This window comes from Bacillus sp. FJAT-27225, from assembly GCF_001685025.1.
Taxonomy (GTDB): domain Bacteria; phylum Bacillota; class Bacilli; order Bacillales; family Cytobacillaceae; genus Bacillus_D.
The window spans coordinates 63,188-82,099 of the sequence record NZ_MAYU01000001.1 but is presented as its reverse complement, the minus strand read 5'-3'; the positions used below and the strand labels follow the sequence as shown (position 1 = coordinate 82,099).

General features: G+C 37.8%; 18 protein-coding genes and 2 pseudogenes. 2 read left to right on the top strand and 18 right to left on the bottom strand.

Going from position 1 to position 18,912, the window contains the following annotated elements; translation table 11 throughout:
- Positions 1-1,313 precede the first annotated feature (1,313 nt).
- The 9 genes and pseudogenes from A8F94_RS00450 to A8F94_RS00410 all read right to left on the bottom strand — a co-directional run bounded on the left by A8F94_RS00450 (position 1,314) and on the right by A8F94_RS00410 (position 8,543).
- Complete coding sequence (locus A8F94_RS00450; protein ID WP_066193894.1) at positions 1,314-3,725, bottom strand: DEAD/DEAH box helicase family protein; 2,412 nt, start codon at positions 3,723-3,725, stop codon at positions 1,314-1,316.
- A complete protein-coding gene (locus tag A8F94_RS00445; protein ID WP_066197112.1) occupies positions 3,718-4,044 on the bottom strand; it encodes a nucleoside triphosphate pyrophosphohydrolase in 327 nt (108 codons plus the stop codon). The genes A8F94_RS00450 and A8F94_RS00445 overlap by 8 nt, the downstream gene beginning before the upstream one ends.
- Before the next feature lie 243 nt (positions 4,045-4,287).
- Positions 4,288-5,334, bottom strand: a complete 1,047-nt coding sequence (locus A8F94_RS00440) for a hypothetical protein (protein ID WP_066193889.1) — start codon at positions 5,332-5,334, stop codon at positions 4,288-4,290.
- Between the two features lie 397 nt (positions 5,335-5,731).
- The gene (locus A8F94_RS00435; RefSeq protein ID WP_066193887.1) at positions 5,732-5,926 is read right to left on the bottom strand and encodes a hypothetical protein; all 195 of its coding nucleotides are present in this window, start codon (positions 5,924-5,926) and stop codon (positions 5,732-5,734) included.
- Positions 5,927-5,997: 71 nt separating this feature from the next.
- Positions 5,998-6,345, bottom strand: a complete 348-nt coding sequence (locus A8F94_RS00430) for a hypothetical protein (protein WP_066193882.1) — start codon at positions 6,343-6,345, stop codon at positions 5,998-6,000.
- Between the two features lie 78 nt (positions 6,346-6,423).
- Positions 6,424-6,816, bottom strand: coding sequence for a hypothetical protein (locus A8F94_RS00425; protein ID WP_066193879.1), 393 nt, complete (start codon positions 6,814-6,816; stop codon positions 6,424-6,426).
- A 162-nt stretch (positions 6,817-6,978) separates the two neighbouring features.
- A pseudogene (locus tag A8F94_RS00420) lies at positions 6,979-7,292 on the bottom strand (nucleoside triphosphate pyrophosphohydrolase).
- Between the two features lie 21 nt (positions 7,293-7,313).
- Positions 7,314-7,628 carry a hypothetical protein gene (locus tag A8F94_RS00415; protein ID WP_066193876.1) on the bottom strand — a complete coding sequence of 105 codons (315 nt, stop codon included), beginning with the start codon at positions 7,626-7,628 and terminating at the stop codon, positions 7,314-7,316.
- A 165-nt stretch (positions 7,629-7,793) separates the two neighbouring features.
- Positions 7,794-8,543 (bottom strand): restriction endonuclease, encoded by a 750-nt coding sequence (locus tag A8F94_RS00410; protein WP_066193871.1) that lies wholly within the window; start codon positions 8,541-8,543, stop codon positions 7,794-7,796.
- 442 nt (positions 8,544-8,985) lie between these two features.
- Between A8F94_RS00410 and A8F94_RS00405 the strand changes: the two genes are divergently transcribed.
- On the top strand, positions 8,986-9,279 hold the full coding sequence (locus tag A8F94_RS00405; RefSeq protein WP_066193869.1) for a hypothetical protein: 294 nt from the start codon (positions 8,986-8,988) through the stop codon (positions 9,277-9,279).
- A gap of 56 nt (positions 9,280-9,335) precedes the next feature.
- Here the strand turns inward: A8F94_RS00405 and A8F94_RS00400 are convergent, their stop codons facing one another.
- Positions 9,336-9,596 (bottom strand): hypothetical protein, encoded by a 261-nt coding sequence (locus A8F94_RS00400; RefSeq protein WP_066193866.1) that lies wholly within the window; start codon positions 9,594-9,596, stop codon positions 9,336-9,338.
- 149 nt (positions 9,597-9,745) lie between these two features.
- Here A8F94_RS00400 and A8F94_RS00395 point away from each other — a divergent pair, with 149 nt between their 5' ends.
- Positions 9,746-10,153: a hypothetical protein gene (locus A8F94_RS00395; RefSeq protein WP_066193863.1), complete on the top strand. Its 408-nt coding sequence runs from the start codon at positions 9,746-9,748 to the stop codon at positions 10,151-10,153.
- A gap of 78 nt (positions 10,154-10,231) precedes the next feature.
- Here A8F94_RS00395 and A8F94_RS00390 read toward each other — a convergent pair whose 3' ends face one another.
- The 8 genes and pseudogenes from A8F94_RS00390 to A8F94_RS00360 form a co-directional block, all read right to left on the bottom strand.
- Complete coding sequence (locus A8F94_RS00390; protein WP_066193859.1) at positions 10,232-11,626, bottom strand: M28 family peptidase; 1,395 nt, start codon at positions 11,624-11,626, stop codon at positions 10,232-10,234.
- Positions 11,627-11,802: 176 nt separating this feature from the next.
- Positions 11,803-12,363 (bottom strand): AAA family ATPase, encoded by a 561-nt coding sequence (locus tag A8F94_RS00385; protein WP_066193856.1) that lies wholly within the window; start codon positions 12,361-12,363, stop codon positions 11,803-11,805.
- Positions 12,364-12,539: 176 nt separating this feature from the next.
- Positions 12,540-14,195, bottom strand: coding sequence for an AMP-binding protein (locus A8F94_RS00380; RefSeq protein WP_066193851.1), 1,656 nt, complete (start codon positions 14,193-14,195; stop codon positions 12,540-12,542).
- Positions 14,196-14,465: 270 nt separating this feature from the next.
- The gene (locus A8F94_RS00375) at positions 14,466-15,026 is read right to left on the bottom strand and encodes a hypothetical protein (RefSeq protein ID WP_066193847.1); all 561 of its coding nucleotides are present in this window, start codon (positions 15,024-15,026) and stop codon (positions 14,466-14,468) included.
- Positions 15,027-15,094: 68 nt separating this feature from the next.
- Positions 15,095-15,213 (bottom strand): annotated as a pseudogene (locus tag A8F94_RS26060) (IS1595 family transposase); the annotation flags it as partial.
- A gap of 44 nt (positions 15,214-15,257) precedes the next feature.
- A complete protein-coding gene (locus A8F94_RS25505) occupies positions 15,258-15,434 on the bottom strand; it encodes a hypothetical protein (protein WP_175384321.1) in 177 nt (58 codons plus the stop codon).
- A 581-nt stretch (positions 15,435-16,015) separates the two neighbouring features.
- Complete coding sequence (locus A8F94_RS00365) at positions 16,016-16,861, bottom strand: nucleotidyltransferase domain-containing protein (RefSeq protein WP_066193839.1); 846 nt, start codon at positions 16,859-16,861, stop codon at positions 16,016-16,018.
- Positions 16,862-17,103: 242 nt separating this feature from the next.
- Positions 17,104-18,870, bottom strand: coding sequence for an ABC transporter ATP-binding protein (locus A8F94_RS00360; RefSeq protein ID WP_066193837.1), 1,767 nt, complete (start codon positions 18,868-18,870; stop codon positions 17,104-17,106).
- Positions 18,871-18,912 lie beyond the last annotated feature (42 nt).

The following is an 18,912-nucleotide window of genomic DNA, read 5'->3' as shown; positions in this document are numbered from 1 at the left end:
TTTCAATATTTTCAAGTAAAGATTTGGATCAAGAGTGTTCTATTTTCTGGAATAAGAGTACTTACCCCTTTATTCTAAGCTGATATGCAGGTTTACAAACAAACCATGAGCTGTTATAAACGCCTAGCGCTAATATGATAGTAGTAAACCTTCAATAATGAGTAGTTTTTTGGGAGCTTGAGTGCCCTTTAGGAGAAAAAAGATACGCTGTAGCAGGTATAGTATGAAATAAGTTGAACCTTACTGGCTATGGTTTAAAATTCTGTCCTTCAGTTTTCTATTGAAGGAATAAAATACTAGGAATACTTTGATAGGCTCCATAAGGCAGATAGATCATATAAAAATAAAAATCTGTTTATTTGAAAGGGATTATTATTTGTCTTAAAAATTTTTGAGGAGATCGAAAGGAGGTAAAATAAAGACGAATCTGATATGAAGATAGGAATGTTACAATTCTAGAACTCTTTAGAGAACCTGGCAATCTCCCATTTGTAAATATCTGGTATTTCACGAACTGCTTACTATAAGTGGGGCAAACAGAACCGTCTTCCAAGGATCATTTAATGAAAAATTTAAATGAGATGAAAGCCCTGTATATAAAAGTTGACAGTTTCTTTAGTTATTGTCAAAAGAGTCACTAAATGAACCGAAAGTTCAATGTGACTCTTAATCATAAAGGGATGAATCGGTTAAAAGTGGCTCATTAACGCTCTGTTATTTAGATTAGGAAGAAACAATATATACATTTCTATCCCCCAACATGTTTAAATTGGAACATAGCTATTAAACCTAGCGTTGGCTCTACCATTAAAAGCTTTATAAAGTAAAGTTCCGATAACCATAAGCTTGTGTTTAATAAAACTTTACCAAGTAATAAAGTTCCTATATGATGAACATCCTCTCATACATCCTGATCGTGGCTTTAATACATCACTTGGATTTAAATGGAGGATTGATAAAGCAAAATTGATTAAAAGTATTTTATGAATAGGACAATGTATTGATAATGGATCGATGGAATTCTTTTGGGGAAAATATAAATCTGACAAATAGTTGTTTACATAAAAATGCTAACTTGGAAATACTTTTTTTATAAAAACTATAGATCATTATATTATTTATATAATCATGTATGTTACAAAAAGTTAAACGGCCTAGCCTCTTGGAATGCAGGGCTAAAGCCGCTTGAAAAGTTTATATCATTACCACTGTCCACTTGACGAGTGCATGTTTAGAACCTTAATGAGAAAAAAAGCCCTAAACCTCATAGATAAATATCGGTATTCAAGATCCTAAAGCAATTATTTATATGATTAATTTCTTCGTTCAAAATGATAATGCAACCTATAATTGCACACTTCTCTAGTCCAGTTGAACACTAAATGCCGATTTTCAGGAACTATTTCAAAGTTAATCTTAAAAACTCCATTTTCAAAAGATGTCAACCCTTCAGGCCCTCTATCCCACATCGTCATTGGCATTCTTGCTATAAGACTACTAATGGCTCTTTCATCATATTCCCATAGTTTTCGGGATGATTTATCACTGAAGTCTATCCTTTTCCTATATTCAGTTTCAGTCAGGTATCTGTGAAAAAACGGCGCTACTTCCATAGGAGTGATTGGTTCATACCAATCCGAAGGTCCCCTTTCTAACATTGCAAGAAGAAGAACCATTTTATAGCTTTTTGACATAGACGTTTTTTCTACTTCCTCAAGCCAGTCCCTGTGTCGCTGGTAAACTTCAATTTCATGATCCGACAACTCACCTGCCCAGTTTAGGAAACCAACATAGGATCCGAACTCCTGTCTGTATTGTTTAGATTCCGATGCTCCGGAAAGATGAAGCTCTACATAGGATGGCCGTCTTCCCAATGATTGCTTCAAAACCAGGTAATCATTAAGCAGTTTTTCTTTCCTCGGCTCCCGTTTCCTTTTCATTTCCTTCAACAGATCGATTACCCTGACATCCAGGTTAATTTCACAAAATTCTGGTACAACGGGTAGTGCCTTGTTTTCTTTTGTAGTTTCGGGCTTCGTGTCAAAAATGCTTAGTTTGATATCGGCATTGCGGTAATTACCGATTAAATCAATAATTACACAATGTTCCTTGCCTTCACGCAACCTCAGGCCACGGCCAATTTGCTGGGTGAATACGGTAAGAGATTCTGTTGGCCTTACAAATAGCAGAGTATCAACAGATGGGATGTCGAGCCCTTCGTTAAACAGATCCACGGTAAAAATGACATCGATCTCCCCTGCTGTCAGCAACTGAATAGCAGTTCCTCTGTCAATTTGGCCCTGCTGTGAGTGGAGGCTTACAGTTCTGTATCCATTCTTGTTGAAAAAACCTGAAAGAAAGTCAGCTTGTTTAATGGAAGAACAAAACCCTATTGTCCTGGTCTGCTTTTTCTCCTCCCAAGCTTTCAAAATATTATTTGCAAGATTGTCCCTCATCTGTACTCGCAAAAGTTCCTCTTCATCGTATCTTGTACCAAGCCAGGTGATTTGATTATAATCTGTATCGTCATAGACACCATAATACTTGAAAGGTGATAACCACTTCCGGTTTATCGCCTCCAGGAAGTCGAGGCGAAACGCAACGTTTCCATCGCAGAGCGCATATACATCTTTATTGTCATGCCGGTCCGGGGTGGCTGTAATTCCAAGTAAGAATTTAGGTTTAAAATACTCGAGTACCTTTTTATAGGAATCAGCTGCTGCGTGGTGAAATTCATCAACAATAATTAAATCAAATTCCTCCTGGCCAAATTTCTCCAAATGTGCCTTTATGCTCAAGGTATAGATAGATGCAAAAATAGCATCGGCATTTGGCTCTTTAATTTTTCCATTATAAATGCCATAAGTTTTATTAGGATTAATGGTATGGAACGAGTTTCTTGCTTGATGGAGAATTTCCTCCCTATGGGCGATAAAAAGGACCTTTTGAAATTTTTGAGCAAAAAAACCTGCCAGATAGGTTTTTCCAAGACCTGTTGCCATGACAACAAGCGCTTTGTCATATTCCTCTTCCAATGTCTTTTCTAATTCCTCAAGTGCTTCAGGTTGTGCAAACCTGGGCTGGATTTTACCGTATGGAGCCGTTTCTTCTATAATCATTTCCGGCTGTACAGTCGACTCTTCCATAACGGGAAGCATCAGTTCTTTTTCTTCTGCTTCAGACCAAGTCTTTCCTAAGTGACTGTTCTTTCTATGAAACTCATCATAATCCTTTTTGTAAACTTTCAATGTTTCTGGATTTAAAGGGAAAGTCTTACCCGCATAAAAAATCATAAGAAAGTGAGATAAAGCATCTTCATATATCTCCTTGTCTTGTGTAACCTCAACATTCCATTCTACACCATTTTCGAGAGCCGACTTTGAAAGATTAGAAGACCCGATAAACATGCATTCGTTATTATCGGACTGAAACAGGTATGCCTTTGGGTGAAACGATTTCCCGTTACTTGGCCAGAGCCTGATTTGAATGGTATCGTTTATTGCCAGTAAATCTTCCAGTGCCTCCGGCTGAGTAATGAAAAGATAGTCACCTGTACAGATCTTAATATCTGCACCTCTGGCGGCAGCTTTGCCAAGAGCATCCCTGAGGTAACTTACGCCAGACTTCATAATGAATGATGCCAGAATGCAGATTGTAGATGCCCTTTCGATTTCCTCTAGTAAATGGTCACCTAGATGTCCCGTAATCAGCTTTACGTTACTCATCTTCAACCTCTATTAAGTAAATCCGTTCTTTAAAGCCGCCCCTCTTCTCTGCTTTACTTTTCCTAACAGCCTCGATTTGATCAAAAGATACATTGTGATAATCACCAAGGGCATGAATGATTTCCAGAAGATCAGCAAGCTCCTCTACTGCGTCGGCATCATTAGTAGTACTCATGTACTCTTCCAGTTCTTCGAATGCTTTTTTTCTTAACTCAACTATGTATTCTTCCTTCTCCAAGATTCTTGTAGTGAATGTTTTTCCTGTTTTTTCGATTACTTCAGGTATACGGTCTCGAACCAATTTGTTATGTATCGGCATGGGATTACCACCTTTACTATTTATAGTTTTGAATACACATGAATAGGCTTTCTTACTATTCAGCACACTCTGTGCTAACTTAAACATGTCATAAAAACTTGTAGTATAATAATACATGATTCATACAACTACCACTCACCTTTCCTCCTTAGGTTCCCATTGAAATAAATATTAAATTACAATGAAACATCAACATAAGAAACAAGATGATTCGAGCGGAGCCAAGACAATTAACACGATTTTTTATAGTTCTAAATTCATTTTTTTCTTCGTAATCTCGATTGAATTCCCCTCTTTATTCACTGTAGTATAGAAATGGATAGCTTTAGTGTTATTTGAGCCAGTTGACACAATGGTGATCTCGATATTATTAATACCAGATACTATATAGTCACCTAAGTCTACACTATAAACCTGAGAATATTCTGATTTTGGAATATTCATCCTATCATTTTCTTCACTTAGATTTTTAACAAAGTGTTCAATATCATTAGATTTCAGCTCTTCACTTTTTTCTAAAACCTCAACGTAACTTTCCGAAATTGTTAATTCAGAATCACTAATAAAAAATTCTTCTTCAGAATTTTTTATTTTTAGAAAGACCTTTGAATTTAAGTTATTTTTTAATTCTATCTCAACCGGAACATTATTAGAATCTTCGATTAATATTCTTGCTGTTTGATTTGAGTTTAATGAAAGTATAGTAATAGTTAATCCTGAGATGAAAATTATAAATGCAACATATACAAATGGAAGATAAATACCTATTTTCGATTCAATTCTTGCTGTGAACTTAACGGCCTTCTTTAGTTTTTCTTTGTTTATAAAGAATAGACCTAAAATAGATATACCAATTATTAAGATACCTATTAAGATGTATTTCCAAGAATAATTATTTTCAAATACCTTAGGAAGAGTTGTAACTGCCAAAAATGCAAAAACCACATTAAAACAATTTTTAATTGTCTTAAATATATTTAGATAAGCATTATCCGAAGCTTCATATGCCAATTGTTGCTCACTAATATTTTCATAGTAGATAAAAGTCTTTAATTCAAAGAAGAGATATCTACCAATAGAAAAGGCACATAGAATAGTAACGGTAAGAAATAAAACCGAAAACATGTAATCAAAATTAAGGAAGTTTTGGATATATGCAGTTGTTGAAAATGTTTTAAACCATGCACTAAATGCCCCTTTAACTATAATGGCTGTACCACTGGCAATAGTTAAAGTAACAATTAACCTAGTAGCTCTATCAATAGAATTTTTCCTGCGTTTTTGGCTCAAAATAATACCCCATTCTATTAAACCAAGTTTTTATCGATATATTAATCATATTTATATGTACATATTCTTTCTTTTTCTTTCCTTAAACAATACGAAACATATTTAATTACTCAAAAATATCGACCTTTTTCCGGTTTAAATAATTATTTCCAATATTAATAATAACATCCAAATATATAAATAAACTTACTAATTATACTACAAAAGAAAAGTGTGGTATTAAATATTCCATACACCTTGGTTATCTAATGGCACAGGTTAAACAGGGGGCAAAAAGCTAAAACGGTTCATGGTAGATACTGTTTCCGTTCGGCGTTAATAGGATTGGGTTCCTCAAGTGATAAATTTCTTTGTAAAAGGTGTTTTAATTGCTGAGGAAAGTATAGATCTCTCCTTCCTATGCAGTTAAAAATATTCCAACTTCTTCATCCGTCAAACACATTAATTTATTGGGCTGCACCAAACGTTTAGCGGTTTCTTCCAGCAAAGCAAGCAAATAAACGTAATCAAACACAACTGAGTAAGCGTCCCAGTCTTCCAGTTCTATCGTTTCAAATACTAATTGTTTATTTTTTCCGATGAATTTAACCATTGATTCAGTTGGCGTCACTCGGGATAGGTGTATACTATATGGAACTGCAGGCTCATCAAAAAAGCTATTGTTTATATGACCGATAGGAAGCGAACGTAGAGCTTTTGTAAATCCTCAAATGTAAAGCTTGGGCCGCCAACTCTTAATGGAAAAATATATTTCGAAAAAAAACTTGATTGTAATGTGTCTAGAAGAAAATAAACAGAAGCCTCTGCTTCAGATTGGAAGGTTTTGAGAGTTGTTTCCTTTCCGGTCCCTCTTTCGTTTTGGATAAATAAATAGTTCCACTGATCTCCCCTCTTCTCCATCTTGTATATGTTTTCGTCTTGGAAAGAGGGAATCACATGAATAAAATCATCTGTTGCCTTCGTTTTAATTCCAACCTGCCCCAATAAATCAGCTGCCTGCTTAATATTCATAGTCTCCTAATCTCCTATGCTTTTATGGTTTTATTCATAATAGAATTGAGGACTTTGCAGCATTTAAGATACCAAAGTTTATAATTCATGCGGATTTATTGAGATCTTTTCTTCTATTACTTTTACCTCGCTTTTGGGGACCCACCCAAGCCTAGTATCGCGGTCAACTCTCGGTAAGTTTATTTTATCCCCAATTAACATAGAACCTGTACCTACTTGGTATTCATTGTTATTAGCTTGTAAAATTCGTAGTTTCTCTCCCTGAATGATTCCAAAAGGCGTTATATTTACGCAGTCCACTAATTCACTGGAATTAACTATTTTTGTGTAAACTCCACTATTATATTTATCCTCAAAAGTTTGATCTATTTTTCTTTTATCTTCAGTCATTATCATGATGTTATTTTCCATGTCAACTGTTATTTCATATTCTATTCCATGATATTTACCATAAATACCTGATTTCAGCATTGAGCTCACCTCAGTATCTATTTAAGCTGACTAAACCTTTTCAATCTTTAATAGCTAGCCGTTTAGGCTCAGTACTCCTGTCTTCTTTGACAGTGAGGACCTGAGCATCCGCTTCATATTCCTCTCCTATTTTGTTCCTGAAATCAATTGGTGTCCTGGCTGTTACATTTCAACCTCCATTAAGTAAATCCTTTCTTTAAAGCCGCCCCTCTTCTCTGCCTTACAGCCTCGATTTGATCAAAGGATACATTGTGGTAATCAGCAAGGGAATGAATGATTTCCAAGAGGTCAGCAAGCTCCTCCACTGCATCGGCATCGTTATTTGCGCTCATATACTCTTCCAGTTCTTCAAAAGCTTTATTTCGTAATTCAATTATGTATTCATCCTTTTCCATTACTCTTGTGGTGAACGTCTTCCCCGTTTTTTCAATCACTTCAGGAATACGGTCTCGGACGAGTTTATTGTGTATAGGCATAATTTAAACCACCTTTGTGTGTTATAGATTAGTAGGTTTGTAATGATATTGCTCCAGCCTATATTTTGCTTCATTAATTTCCGCCTCAGTGAAAAGTGGCTGAAACTTCTCATTTAGTACCAGAGCTTCTACAGTTAAATCGAGTCGGTTGTGTTCGAGCAAATTCATGAAACCGTCACTAACTTTATTGGTCTCACTTAGGAGTTTCTTGGCGGTTTTCAATCCACCTTCGTTTGATACCATCTGTAGGAACCTGGTGGCTTTGTAATTACACTGCTTTAACGCTTCCGTATAAACTCCAATCATCGCTTGATGGAATCGCCTTTCTAACGACATTCCTTTCACCTCATTCTAATAAAGTTCTCTCTACATATTCATAGCACAATTCCTATTTATTTTACAGAATTTTCATTTTAATACCAAAAGCCCTTTTGATTTTCAAAAGAAGTATCAAAAGGGCTTATCTTGTTCCATTGAAGATAATAGAACAAGTTCATATTTCTACTTTTTGTTCGTTTGCAGCGTGTTTAATATTATTTCTGCCGCCCTTAGCCTAACCCATGGATCTTCATGGTTTATTTCGGTTTGGAGGACAAGCTTTGCTTTTTCGATCAGTTGGGTATCCTCGGATTGATTTGACGGTGGCTGAGGTTTCACTTCCGGTTCTTCAACTTCATAATCCCAATAGTCGTCATCCATATACTCATCATCCATATAGTAGTCATCGAGATTATCGTCGTCTGTTAATTTCATCATTAGTTCAAAGGCTTTTTTCCTCTCCTTGAACTCTTTTTCAAGAAGGCCTTCGATGATATCAACGTGCTGCGTCAGTTCCGCAGCGGTCCGGACAACACGCAGCGATTTTTGAAGCGGCTCTGGGAGTTCCGTCCTTTCGAGGATTGTTTTAAACCACTCAACTTCCCGGGCATGCGGGTAGCCTGTTTCCTGAGTGTCACGGTTCGGGAAATACAGATACTCACTTTTGATACGGCCAAAATAGACCGTTTTCTCATACGGGACGACAACATAGTCCCCTTCTTTCATTCGATACACAACCATTTTTAGAGTAGCCAGTGCTGAATTGTTTTCCCCGTACTTTGCCTGGAGTCTTTCCCTTATATCGTGTTCACGCAGGTCTCGCAGGCTTCCGAGACCCGGCCATCCAACTGCAATGAAATCCTCTTCCATAAATTCATTAATCCGTACCTGGTCGTTCGGTTTCGGGCGAATCAACCATGCTTGTTTTCCCATCCTCTCACTCCATCCCTTTTTTGATAGTTTTATCGTATGAAACCATAGATATTAAGTCAAATATTAGCTAATATATTAACGAATATTAAACCTCAAAACTGATGGTTACGTTAGGACCATGTTTTTTATCACTTTTTCAGTAATGGAATAAGTTTTTATAAAAGTGGATGTTAAAAAGGTGACCAAAAAAGGAATATAAGGAATAAACAGATCAATCTCTAGTAACCCTCAGGGAATCGGTCAGCATTTTTTTATTTTTTTACTATGTATGATAAGATTGAATCTAATTTACATTAATAGTAGAAGTATCCAACTCATATCAGGTCAGTACCCTGACCTAAAAGAAACACCTTACTAATGTGTGATACAACCAAATTTACAATATCAATCCTGATTGTAATTGGTGTATGATAATCAGCATGTGGATGAAGGAGGAGACATTATGTTTACTGAAGAATATGAACACCTGTTAAAGAGGTCTGTTGAGGTTGCACCAGACTGGTTAAGAGAAGATGTTGAGAATATTGTAAGCAAGGAACCAACTGCTGGAATAAGCTATTTGATTGCGGAATTGCATCACACGTATACTTTCAGCATCAGACATATCCTATCAGCAAGGCATCTATCCAGCGAATGGGCACAGATTTCAAGAGAACGTTTGAATGTAATTGATAATAACATTGATATTATTGTTGCTCTATACGAGGAAGTAAAGGCAAAATTAAAAAACGCATAAGTTCCGAAAACGCAAGGTATTAACAGGCCTTGCGTTTTCTTATGTTTTTTTTTCTGCTATTTCCGCTTTTTAGAATGCAAAACCAACTGGAGTCGATACCATGTTGTATTAACATACTTTATTTCATTATGCTGCGGATGGATTTTCCTTTTAACTTCCTCCACATCGGTATTACTAAAGGCAGCGGTTCCCTTTCCGCCGGTGCTCGCGAGCATCTCCTTTACCTCGTTATACGATAAACCAGACTGGGCATTCAATCTTTTTGCTTCTTCAATATCAGTTCCTGCTGAAGTTAACGTTTTTTTAGTATGGTCCATACTGCCACCTCCGCTTATTTGGCATTATGTTTCTTCATGTCCTCTTTTTTTATCCAAAAAAACAGAAAATTTGTAAAAATGTTGTATCAAAACCGGATGATATACGTCTAATGATTTAACAATACATAATTGGTTTGGGAGGTACATGAATGAAAACTTTTTTTCGTTTTGCTCTTCTATTTCTTTTTGTTCTGCTAATTACTGCTTGCTCCGAAAAAGAGGGACAACTAACAATGGTCGATGTTAAAAAGCTGAATGATAAAGGCGTATATGAAGATGTTGCGCTGATTTTTGAGGAAGAAAAACTTGAAACGGTACTAAATTCTTTTGCTGAGGTAAAATGGAGTCCAAATACAAAAGCCCAAATGGCGTCAGAAGCAGAGTATTTAGTAACTTTGTTTTATACAGAGGATAAGAATATGCCTGAAAGACTCTATGATTACAAGGTATGGTTAAATAAAAACGGCTCAGTAACATTGATTAGCAGCGAGGAATCAGAAGGTTACGGCTCATTAGATCAAGAACATGCTGAAAGTCTCAAACCATTTTTGCAATAAGTGTTCCTTTATGAAGCTTTATTTTCGAAAAAATAAAAGCCAGGAGCCCCACAGTGGGATTCCTGGCTTCTTTGATTATTATTTAATTGCCTGCTCGTGGTAAAGGTGTTGCATTTTCTTTTCTTTGCCTTGCTTAGCTTTTGGCCCCTGATTGTCCGGCCTTACGATGTCATACACCGCGGTGCCAATAATTTCTGCTACATCTTGAAGTTTTTCTTTGCTAATTTTATCAATTGTATCTTCCGGAGTGTGGTACCATGGCTCAAGCGGACGGTGGATGAATGATGCTGATGCAATACCCACCTCAGAGAAAGAAACATGGTCACTGCTTCCTCCCAGCTCCAATGGGGTTGGTGCCCCATTCAGGCGTGCACTTGATGCCTGGGCATGGTCCGACACTATGTTCGGTACGCCATCAGCTACGTTGATGACGAGGTGACCAGCATCACGGCTTCCAACCATATCCATGTTGAAGTAGCCAGTAAAGCGTGCTTTTTCATCAGCTGACAGCTGGCTTGCATAATAGCGGGAACCAATCAGGCCAAGTTCTTCCGCACCAAATGTAATGAAACGCATTTCCCTGTCGGTTGGCAGGTCCTTCATTACACGGGCCAGTTCAAGTACCATTGAAGTTCCAGATGCATCGTCATTGGCACCAGGTGCTCCCGCGACTGAATCATGATGTGCGCCAAGTGCAATTATTTCGTTCACGGCTTTATTTTTATTCGTAGGCGCCTTCGTGGCTATTACGTTATGGGAAGTGCGCATTCCACCCTCGGCCCCTACAATGTTAATGGTTGCGTTAGGTTTCGACCCGCTATTAACGGCAGCCAGTAAAGCTTGTCCATCTGCTTGTGTGAGTGCTACTGCAGGAACATAGTTGTCATTTGGAGCACCAAAAGTTCCATTCAATGTCCCAGGTGCATTGTTAAAGATAATAACACCGGCTGCACCTTTGGCTGCTGCATTCAAAACTTTATCAGCAAACGAAATGCTGCCTCGCTGAATCAAGGCAATTTTTCCAGTCAGATCAAGATTGGCAAGCTCCGAGACTTGTCCTAATCCTGCATAAACTATTTCACCGGTGGCCTTGCCGTCCATACCGTATGTAAAGGACAACGGTTTCAGGTCCGAGAAGCCATCAACTTGCAACTGCACAGTATGAGGAGCTGTGTATCCATAGAAGTTAAATTCCTGAAGTTCTGTCTTGTAGCCATAAGACTCGAATTGCTGTTTTACGTACTGGATCGCTTTTTGTTCTGCCTCAGTACCGGCAACGCGTGGTGTTCTGGATAAATACTCGATATTGTTGTAAATATTATCGACATTGATGTTGTTCAGAACCTTGTTGTCGAGATGGAATGACTGAACTTGCTGCGAATCTGCAGGTTTGGCATCGACCGGGATGACCGCAAAAGTACTGAATGCAAGACCTGCTGCTAAAGCAAAGGGAATCAAAGGCTTTTTCTTCATAGAATTCCTCCTAGACTAGTAAATTGGTCCAACACTAAAATTATAAATTATTCAAAATTTATAGAATAGTGAAAAAACTACTATATGCTCATAGGACTAATTCCTTATTTTTTGCCGCTCAACAAAATATTATATTGTTGCTCTATTAGACTGTAGGAAGGTACAGTCTTCTTATCCTATAAAAAAAACCTTTCTTTAATCATCATGGCTGTTTCTTCGGCACTTAAGTTCGAATTGTCAATTCTCATATAGTTTGGAAATGTTATTTCGCCTTCAAATGAATTTAATCGGTGTTTTTCCATTGTCCTTCTTAGGTCGTTTTCAGACCATTCAAGGTCTCTTTTCTTCGGTTTATGTTCAAGTCGATTTGGAGTTTTATTCCGTTCAAGCCTCTCGTGGAGGTCGGCTTCCAACTCCACATAGTAAACAGTTCCTCCTCTGGACTCGAAAAGCTCGGAAACTCGCTTGATATACTTCCAATCATATTCAAGATCAAACATCCACACGAAAGTAAAAATCATTCCATATAAGTCGCTTTTTGAAACTTCTTCAAAGATTTCTTCCCGGAATAAATTAACGAGCCTCTTCCCTTCTTTTGTACTGTAATCAAAAAAGTGGCTGACCAAATCAATCGTCATATGGTTATGAAAAAGCTTCAAATCGGTTATTTTCACGAGTTCCTGCCCCACTGTCATTTTCCCAACCGCTTGAGGCCCAAATAGTAGTACGAGTTTCATAGACTTCCCCCTGATTTCTCTAGTTTTTTAAAGTTGTAGTATGGTAAATTGTTCCTATCTTAGCATAAATAAAAGGAAGTCTACAATAGTAAATCCAGAAATAGTTAGGATTTACAAACAGCAAAAAGGACCAAATAGGCTGCTATTTAGTCCTTTAAAATATGATTTTGAATTTTTTATTTAAAGGAGGCACTTTTCGAGGAGACAACCTCCTCTGCCATCTTCCTCAATTTATACTTTTGAATTTTCCCGGACGCGGTTGTTGGGAACGAATCACAGAATTCAATGTACCTCGGGACTTTGAACCTGGCGATTTTTCCAAGGCAGAAGTTTCGTATATCTTCAGCTGTTGCTGTTTGCCCCTCCTTCAACTGAATCCAGGCCATTACTTCCTCGCCGAACTTCTCATCTGGTATTCCGACAATTTGAACATCAAGCACGGCTGGATGCTGGTAGAGGAATTCTTCGATTTCACGCGGGTAAATGTTTTCGCCGCCCCGAATTATCATATCTTTTAGCCGGCCGGTGATCCGGCAGTAGCCGTTTTCGTCCATGATGGCGAGATCGCCAGTATGAAGCCACCCGTCCTTGTCGATTGCGTCCCTGGTCGCATCCGGGTTTTTATAATATCCTTTCATTACTTGGTAGCCGCGTGTACACAGTTCACCCTGCTGTCCATATGGCAGCTCTTCATTTGTAACAGGATCGATGATTTTGACTTCGACATTCGGCAAGGCTTTTCCGACAGTGGCAACCCGCAGCTCGATTGGATCGTCAGTCCGGGTTTGGGTTATGACCGGGGAGGCTTCCGTCTGGCCGTAGCAAATCGTAATCTCCTTCGCTCCCATCTTCTCAATGACGGCTTTCATGACTTCAATCGGACAATTGGATCCTGCCATGACGCCTGTTCTTAATGAAGACAAATCATATTTTTCAAAATCGGGGTGATTCAACTCTGCGATGAACATCGTTGGCACACCATGAAGTGCTGTGCATCTTTCCTTCTCAACCGCTTCCAACACCTTTTTCGGGTCGAATTCCTGGACGGGCACCATGGTCGCCCCGACGGATACGCAGGCAAGCGTGCCAATTACACAGCCGAAGCAATGGAAGAATGGGACTGGAATACAAAGCCGGTCTTGATCCGTGAGCTTCATGCATTCCGCTATGTTTAAGGCATTGTTGACGAGATTGTTATGGGTAAGCATGACGCCCTTCGGAAAACCGGTCGTTCCTGAGGTGTATTGCATATTAATTGGGTCTACAGGGTCAAGCGAAGCCATCCTCTTGTCGAGTTCCTCATCAGAAACCCCGTCTTTCAAAGCAAGCACGTCATCCCAATGCATCATGCCAGGATAACGGTTTTCCCCGAGAACAATGACATTTTTCAAATATGGGAGTTTCTTCGACTTCAGCTTGCCTGGTTCGGCTGTCTTTAGTTCCGGTACGATTTCATAGAGCATGTCAATATAGGAGGTATCTTTGAATTGTTCCATCAAAATCAATGTGGTTGAATCGGATTGCTTCAGCAGGTACTCGAGTTCGGCAGTCCTGTAGCTCGTATTGACGGTTACCAAAACCGCTCCCATCTTGCCTGTCGCGAATTGGGCCGTTACCCATTCAGGACGGTTCGTTGACCAAATCGCAATATGCTCGCCTGCTTCAATGCCAAGCTTCATCAATCCTTTTGCCGTATCTCGGCAAAGAGCCTCGAATTGGCTGTACGTATAGCGCAAACCTCGGTCCGGATAGACAACTGCATCCTTTTCAGGCAGCCTTGCCGCTGTTTCCTGAAGCAGCTTTCCTACTGTACTGTTCATTAATTCTGCCATTCACAAAAACCTCCTTCTGCTTTTGTAAAAACGAGAAGCTCTGTTATATGTAATCGCTGTCATTAATTATAGTATGAATTTTCAAACTTTTCTATCGATAACTAGATTACGGTTGTAGTTTTTTGAAAGCTATATAAACTATTGACTTCCATTGGCAGGATCCAAACTCCATAAATATAGGCTCTATTGAATAATAATCTTGATTTTAGTAATTTTTTAAGGACCCATTTAGAGGTCCTTTTGTTGTTAAGGTTAAGCATTAACAAATTATTAAAAGGTCCATTTACCCTCGTTTCTTTTTAGAATCTTATCGGTAAGAAGATATTCTCCATTTTCCCAAACATTAGATATTACATTTTTTAATTTTTGAATACCTTTATTCGAATTTAGATTGCAAAAAGCAAGAACATCTCTTGAAGGAATAGCTACCGCAAAGCCGTCAGGTGCGTATTGATTTAATGTATTATCCCACAAATCATCTAATAGAACTAGAGTTGCTTCAAAGTTCCCATCAAGTAATAATGCAGAACAATCATCGTCCAATTCTTGTATTCTCAATCCATTTTCTTCAGCTAAACTATAAAGGTTATTTATCCCAATATCTAATAGCGTTTTACTATTTATCTGCTCTAATTGCAAATCTCTAAATTGGACATATTTGAATAACTCGGTATCGGAATCGTTTACGAGAAATGTAATAGTCAAATCTTCATTAAAGTTTATATCAACCAACCTATCCTCATTCGATAGGATAGGTTGTTCGTATTCAATATTTTCTCTTATTATCTGCTTTAAGTATGGTATAGCTTCATTACATAATCGTTGTTGCATTATAATCCCCCCTAGCTTCAAAAAATGATAGTCGGAGCCTTTCATAAGACACATCTGTTGAGAGTGAGTCTCCAATGAAGGGTAACAAAATAAACTCCAATCATTTGTAATGCCTTGCGTAACGAATATCCTTTAAACATACACTGAATCAAATCTAACCACTTATGTGAGGCATGTGTGTCCGATGTTATGGTGTGTTGGTGCAACCCGCCTCTAAAAGGTATTGTTTTGTTATTCGTTTCGATCTTGATTCACTAGTCCAGCTTCTATTTTTATCATTTCCAAATCCAGCTTTTTTTCTTCCAACTCGATTTGTTTCAGTTTAATATCATATTTCTTTTTGTTTTCGTACCCATAATACAGGAGACTAAGCCCAACAATAATAGTTATGTAAAACCACAAATCCATTCATTCCACCTCATTTCTAGTCAATTAACTAAAGGCTATGCCATTCCAAAGTTATGAGGCGCCAGCGGGAAGGATGACCCCAGAAATAAGCAGTATAAATAGTATAAGACCAACTAGCAGGAATAGAGCTGAACCTATAAAAATGGGGCCTTTTTTAAAGACAAATGGTTCTTTTTTCTGAATAAGGCCTGTCTGTCCGCTTATTTGGGAAGAATGAAGTTCAGAAATTTTCCCCCCACTACTGGAAAAATAAAAAGTCACCACTGAAAATAGTAACCCCGCGAAAAACATTAGTTCAATAAAACGAACTGAAAATTTTGTTGCAGCGAAGTATGTGATGGCAGTCTCAACCGCTAATGTTAAGAGAACAATTATGGGATTTTTTATATTAAACGACCTCCTCATCGACAATAGTAAGTTGTTCTGCGTCGATCCTATTTAATTTTTCCAAACAAATGACATCCAAAATTTAGTAGAACTCTAGTTTATAATTCGACATAATGCTTCAGAATCCTTCCAAAAGGGCTAGGGCATTATCCCAAAAAAAGACTTCAAAAAGCAGCCAGATCTAATAAACTCACTTATTTAATATTTTTCATAATGAGTTCTTCCGTTTCTACAATAATCATATGAAGATTATTTATTGCTCTTGTTAATTGGCCTTGTTCTGTTGTGATTAGGTTAAAAACCTCATGGATTCTTCCCTTATAGTTTTCAGGTACAATACTAAAGGAACTAATCAGGTCAACAGCACCCTTTTCATTTGTACAATAGTGTTCATTTAGTGAGAATAGCACTTGATTTAAGCAAGAGACACTGCGAAAACAGCATCCAGCAGCATAAGATACATCTTCCCTAGTGAGAACCTTTTTTGCTCCATCCAGAGAAAAGGATGCCTCCCAAAGAAATTTTTGTATTATGGCTTTTTTAAATGTTTCAGAAAAGGGTTTTGTTCTTGATTTTAAATGAGCAACCCTTCTCTCCGGGTCCCAAAGGATCTTACAGACAGCTGTTTCTGCTAAATATATGCTGTTAAGGAACCCGTGAGGATGTCCTGGATAATAGTCGATTGTTATTTTTCCTGCTAAACAGTCATCTATCGTTTCCGAGACCAAGTTTAAATCACGGTAAATGAAATCAACAGAATAATTTTGAACTTTTAGCCAACCTCCGCCATTTACCCACCTTCCCCACTCATTAACCGGTGTTATTATATTTTCCCGATGGGCATCGTCAAGATCTGCAGCCAATCGTTGAAGAGACTGGATGTCTAGATTTTCAGGAGAATCATAATAAATGCCAATATCAATATCCGATTCTGGGGTATGGGTTCCTTTAGCCCTGGAGCCCCCAAGCACAATGGCCGAAATACCTTGAATATCTTTTAAGCGATCTGTTATAGCAATGATTATATCTTGGACTTCCATAAACTGACCTCTATTCTTTAATAATGACTCAACCTACCATTAGAGTAACAACCTTCAGTCAAAAGTCCAAGTTAAACCAAATAAAACATTTGTTCCCTATACTTCTCAGAAAATCCTCAAAACAGCTATCCAAACCTGCAACAAAAGAGAAAGCCTACTTCACGTCTTCAAAATCAGGCGGTAAAGTAGGCTTTTTAATAGTAGAAAACATTGTAGGTAATGGGGTTCTGACAGGTGTACTATTAAATAACTGATACTTTTGTTGTATCTTGAATAACCTCTTTGTCATTACTAATAAATTGATTACTAAACATGTTCCAATTTGAAACCTGGGGAAAGCCGTACTCATTTAATTGTGCTGAGAATTGTGATATTATTGGCGGCTTTAATTTTAACGAATGCAGTTTTTGATAGTTTCTAAAAAAGACTTCATTTGGGCTTCCGTCCAGAACAATTCTGCCTGCATCTAAGACTACGACTCTGCTGGCATATTGGGCCACGACTTCCATATCATGAGTAATCATTACAATTGTTGCTTCTTTTTCCTTAATTAGATCTTCCATTAAGGTTAAAAGTGCTTTTAAGCTTTGCTCATCCTGGCCTGTGGTTGGTTCATCCAATAGTATAATCTTCGGATTTGAAACTAACATCGTAGCCACGGCTAATCTTTGCCGTTCTCCTCTGCTCAAAGAAAAAGGATGGTCCTTTCTTTTTTTCTGTAATCCCACAGTATTGAGGGCTAATTCAACACGTTCGTTGATTATCTCTTTGCTGTAGCCTCTATTTATTAAACCAAATTGCACTTCCTCTTCAACAGAATTACAGAAGAGTTGATTATCCGGATTTTGAAAGACATACCCAATGTCTAATATTATGTCTTGGACCTTGTAATCCTTGGTATTTTTGTTATTGATTTCGACCGAGCCTTGAGAAGGCTTTAATAATCCAATGAGATTTTTCATTAATGTGGATTTACCGCAGCCATTATGTCCGACTATTGCCAAAAGCTCTCCTTGATAAATATCCAAATTTATATCAAACAAAATTTGCTTGCCTTTTTGATAACTAAAGTTTACATCCTTTAGTTTAGCAACCCTTTCCTGTTTCTTACTGGTTAATTGAGATTCAGCCATGGGGAGCTTTAACTTTTGAGAAGTTAGCAGGTGTTTTGCCCATTCTGAAACTTCCTTTTTTGATATCGGAAAGGACCCGTATTTAAAACCTTTATCAAAAAGATATTTCCCTAGCCTTATATGGTCTGGGATTCGAATTCCCAAATCATCCAACTCTCTAAAATGCTTATAAAATATTTCACTTGGACTTCCGTTATAAAGAATTTCCCCTTCATGCATGATAATCACTCTATCAATGAACTCGATCAAATCATTCAAATCATGCTCGATAATAAGGAAGGTTGTATCTATTTCTTCTTTTAATTCTGAAAGTATATCCATTACTTCTTGTTTGCTAATTGGGTCCAGATCCGTTGTTGGATCATCAAGTATCAGAATCGAGGGCAACATTGCTAAGTTACTTGCAATTGACACCTTTTGCTTTTGCCCTCCTGATAAAGAAAATGTAATGTGCTTTTTAATGTCTTCCAATCTTAATTTTTGAAGGCCATACTGAACACGTTTTTGTATTTCTTCTTTCGTGTACCCTTGGCATTCCACTCCGAAAGCGACTTCATCTTCTACCCGTATAGAAAAAATCTGATCTTCAGGATTTTGGAACACCATTCCGATTTCGGAGGAAAGTTCATGCATTGGAACTCCTTGGGTATCCAATCCATTAATAAATATGTCTCCAGTCAGGTCCCCTTCGGAGAGGTGGGGAATGATCCCATTAAGGCATTTTGCAAGAGTTGTCTTTCCACTTCCACTGGTGCCGGAAATGAGGACAAATTCCCCCTTCTTGATTTCTAAGTTAATGTTATTCAAAGCTTTTGCTTCTACACCCGGGTATGAAAAACTAAACTCTCTTACCTCAATAATATTGTTATGATCCATAAGCTCCCTCCTTTTTTTGAAGAGTCTCAATCTATACTATAG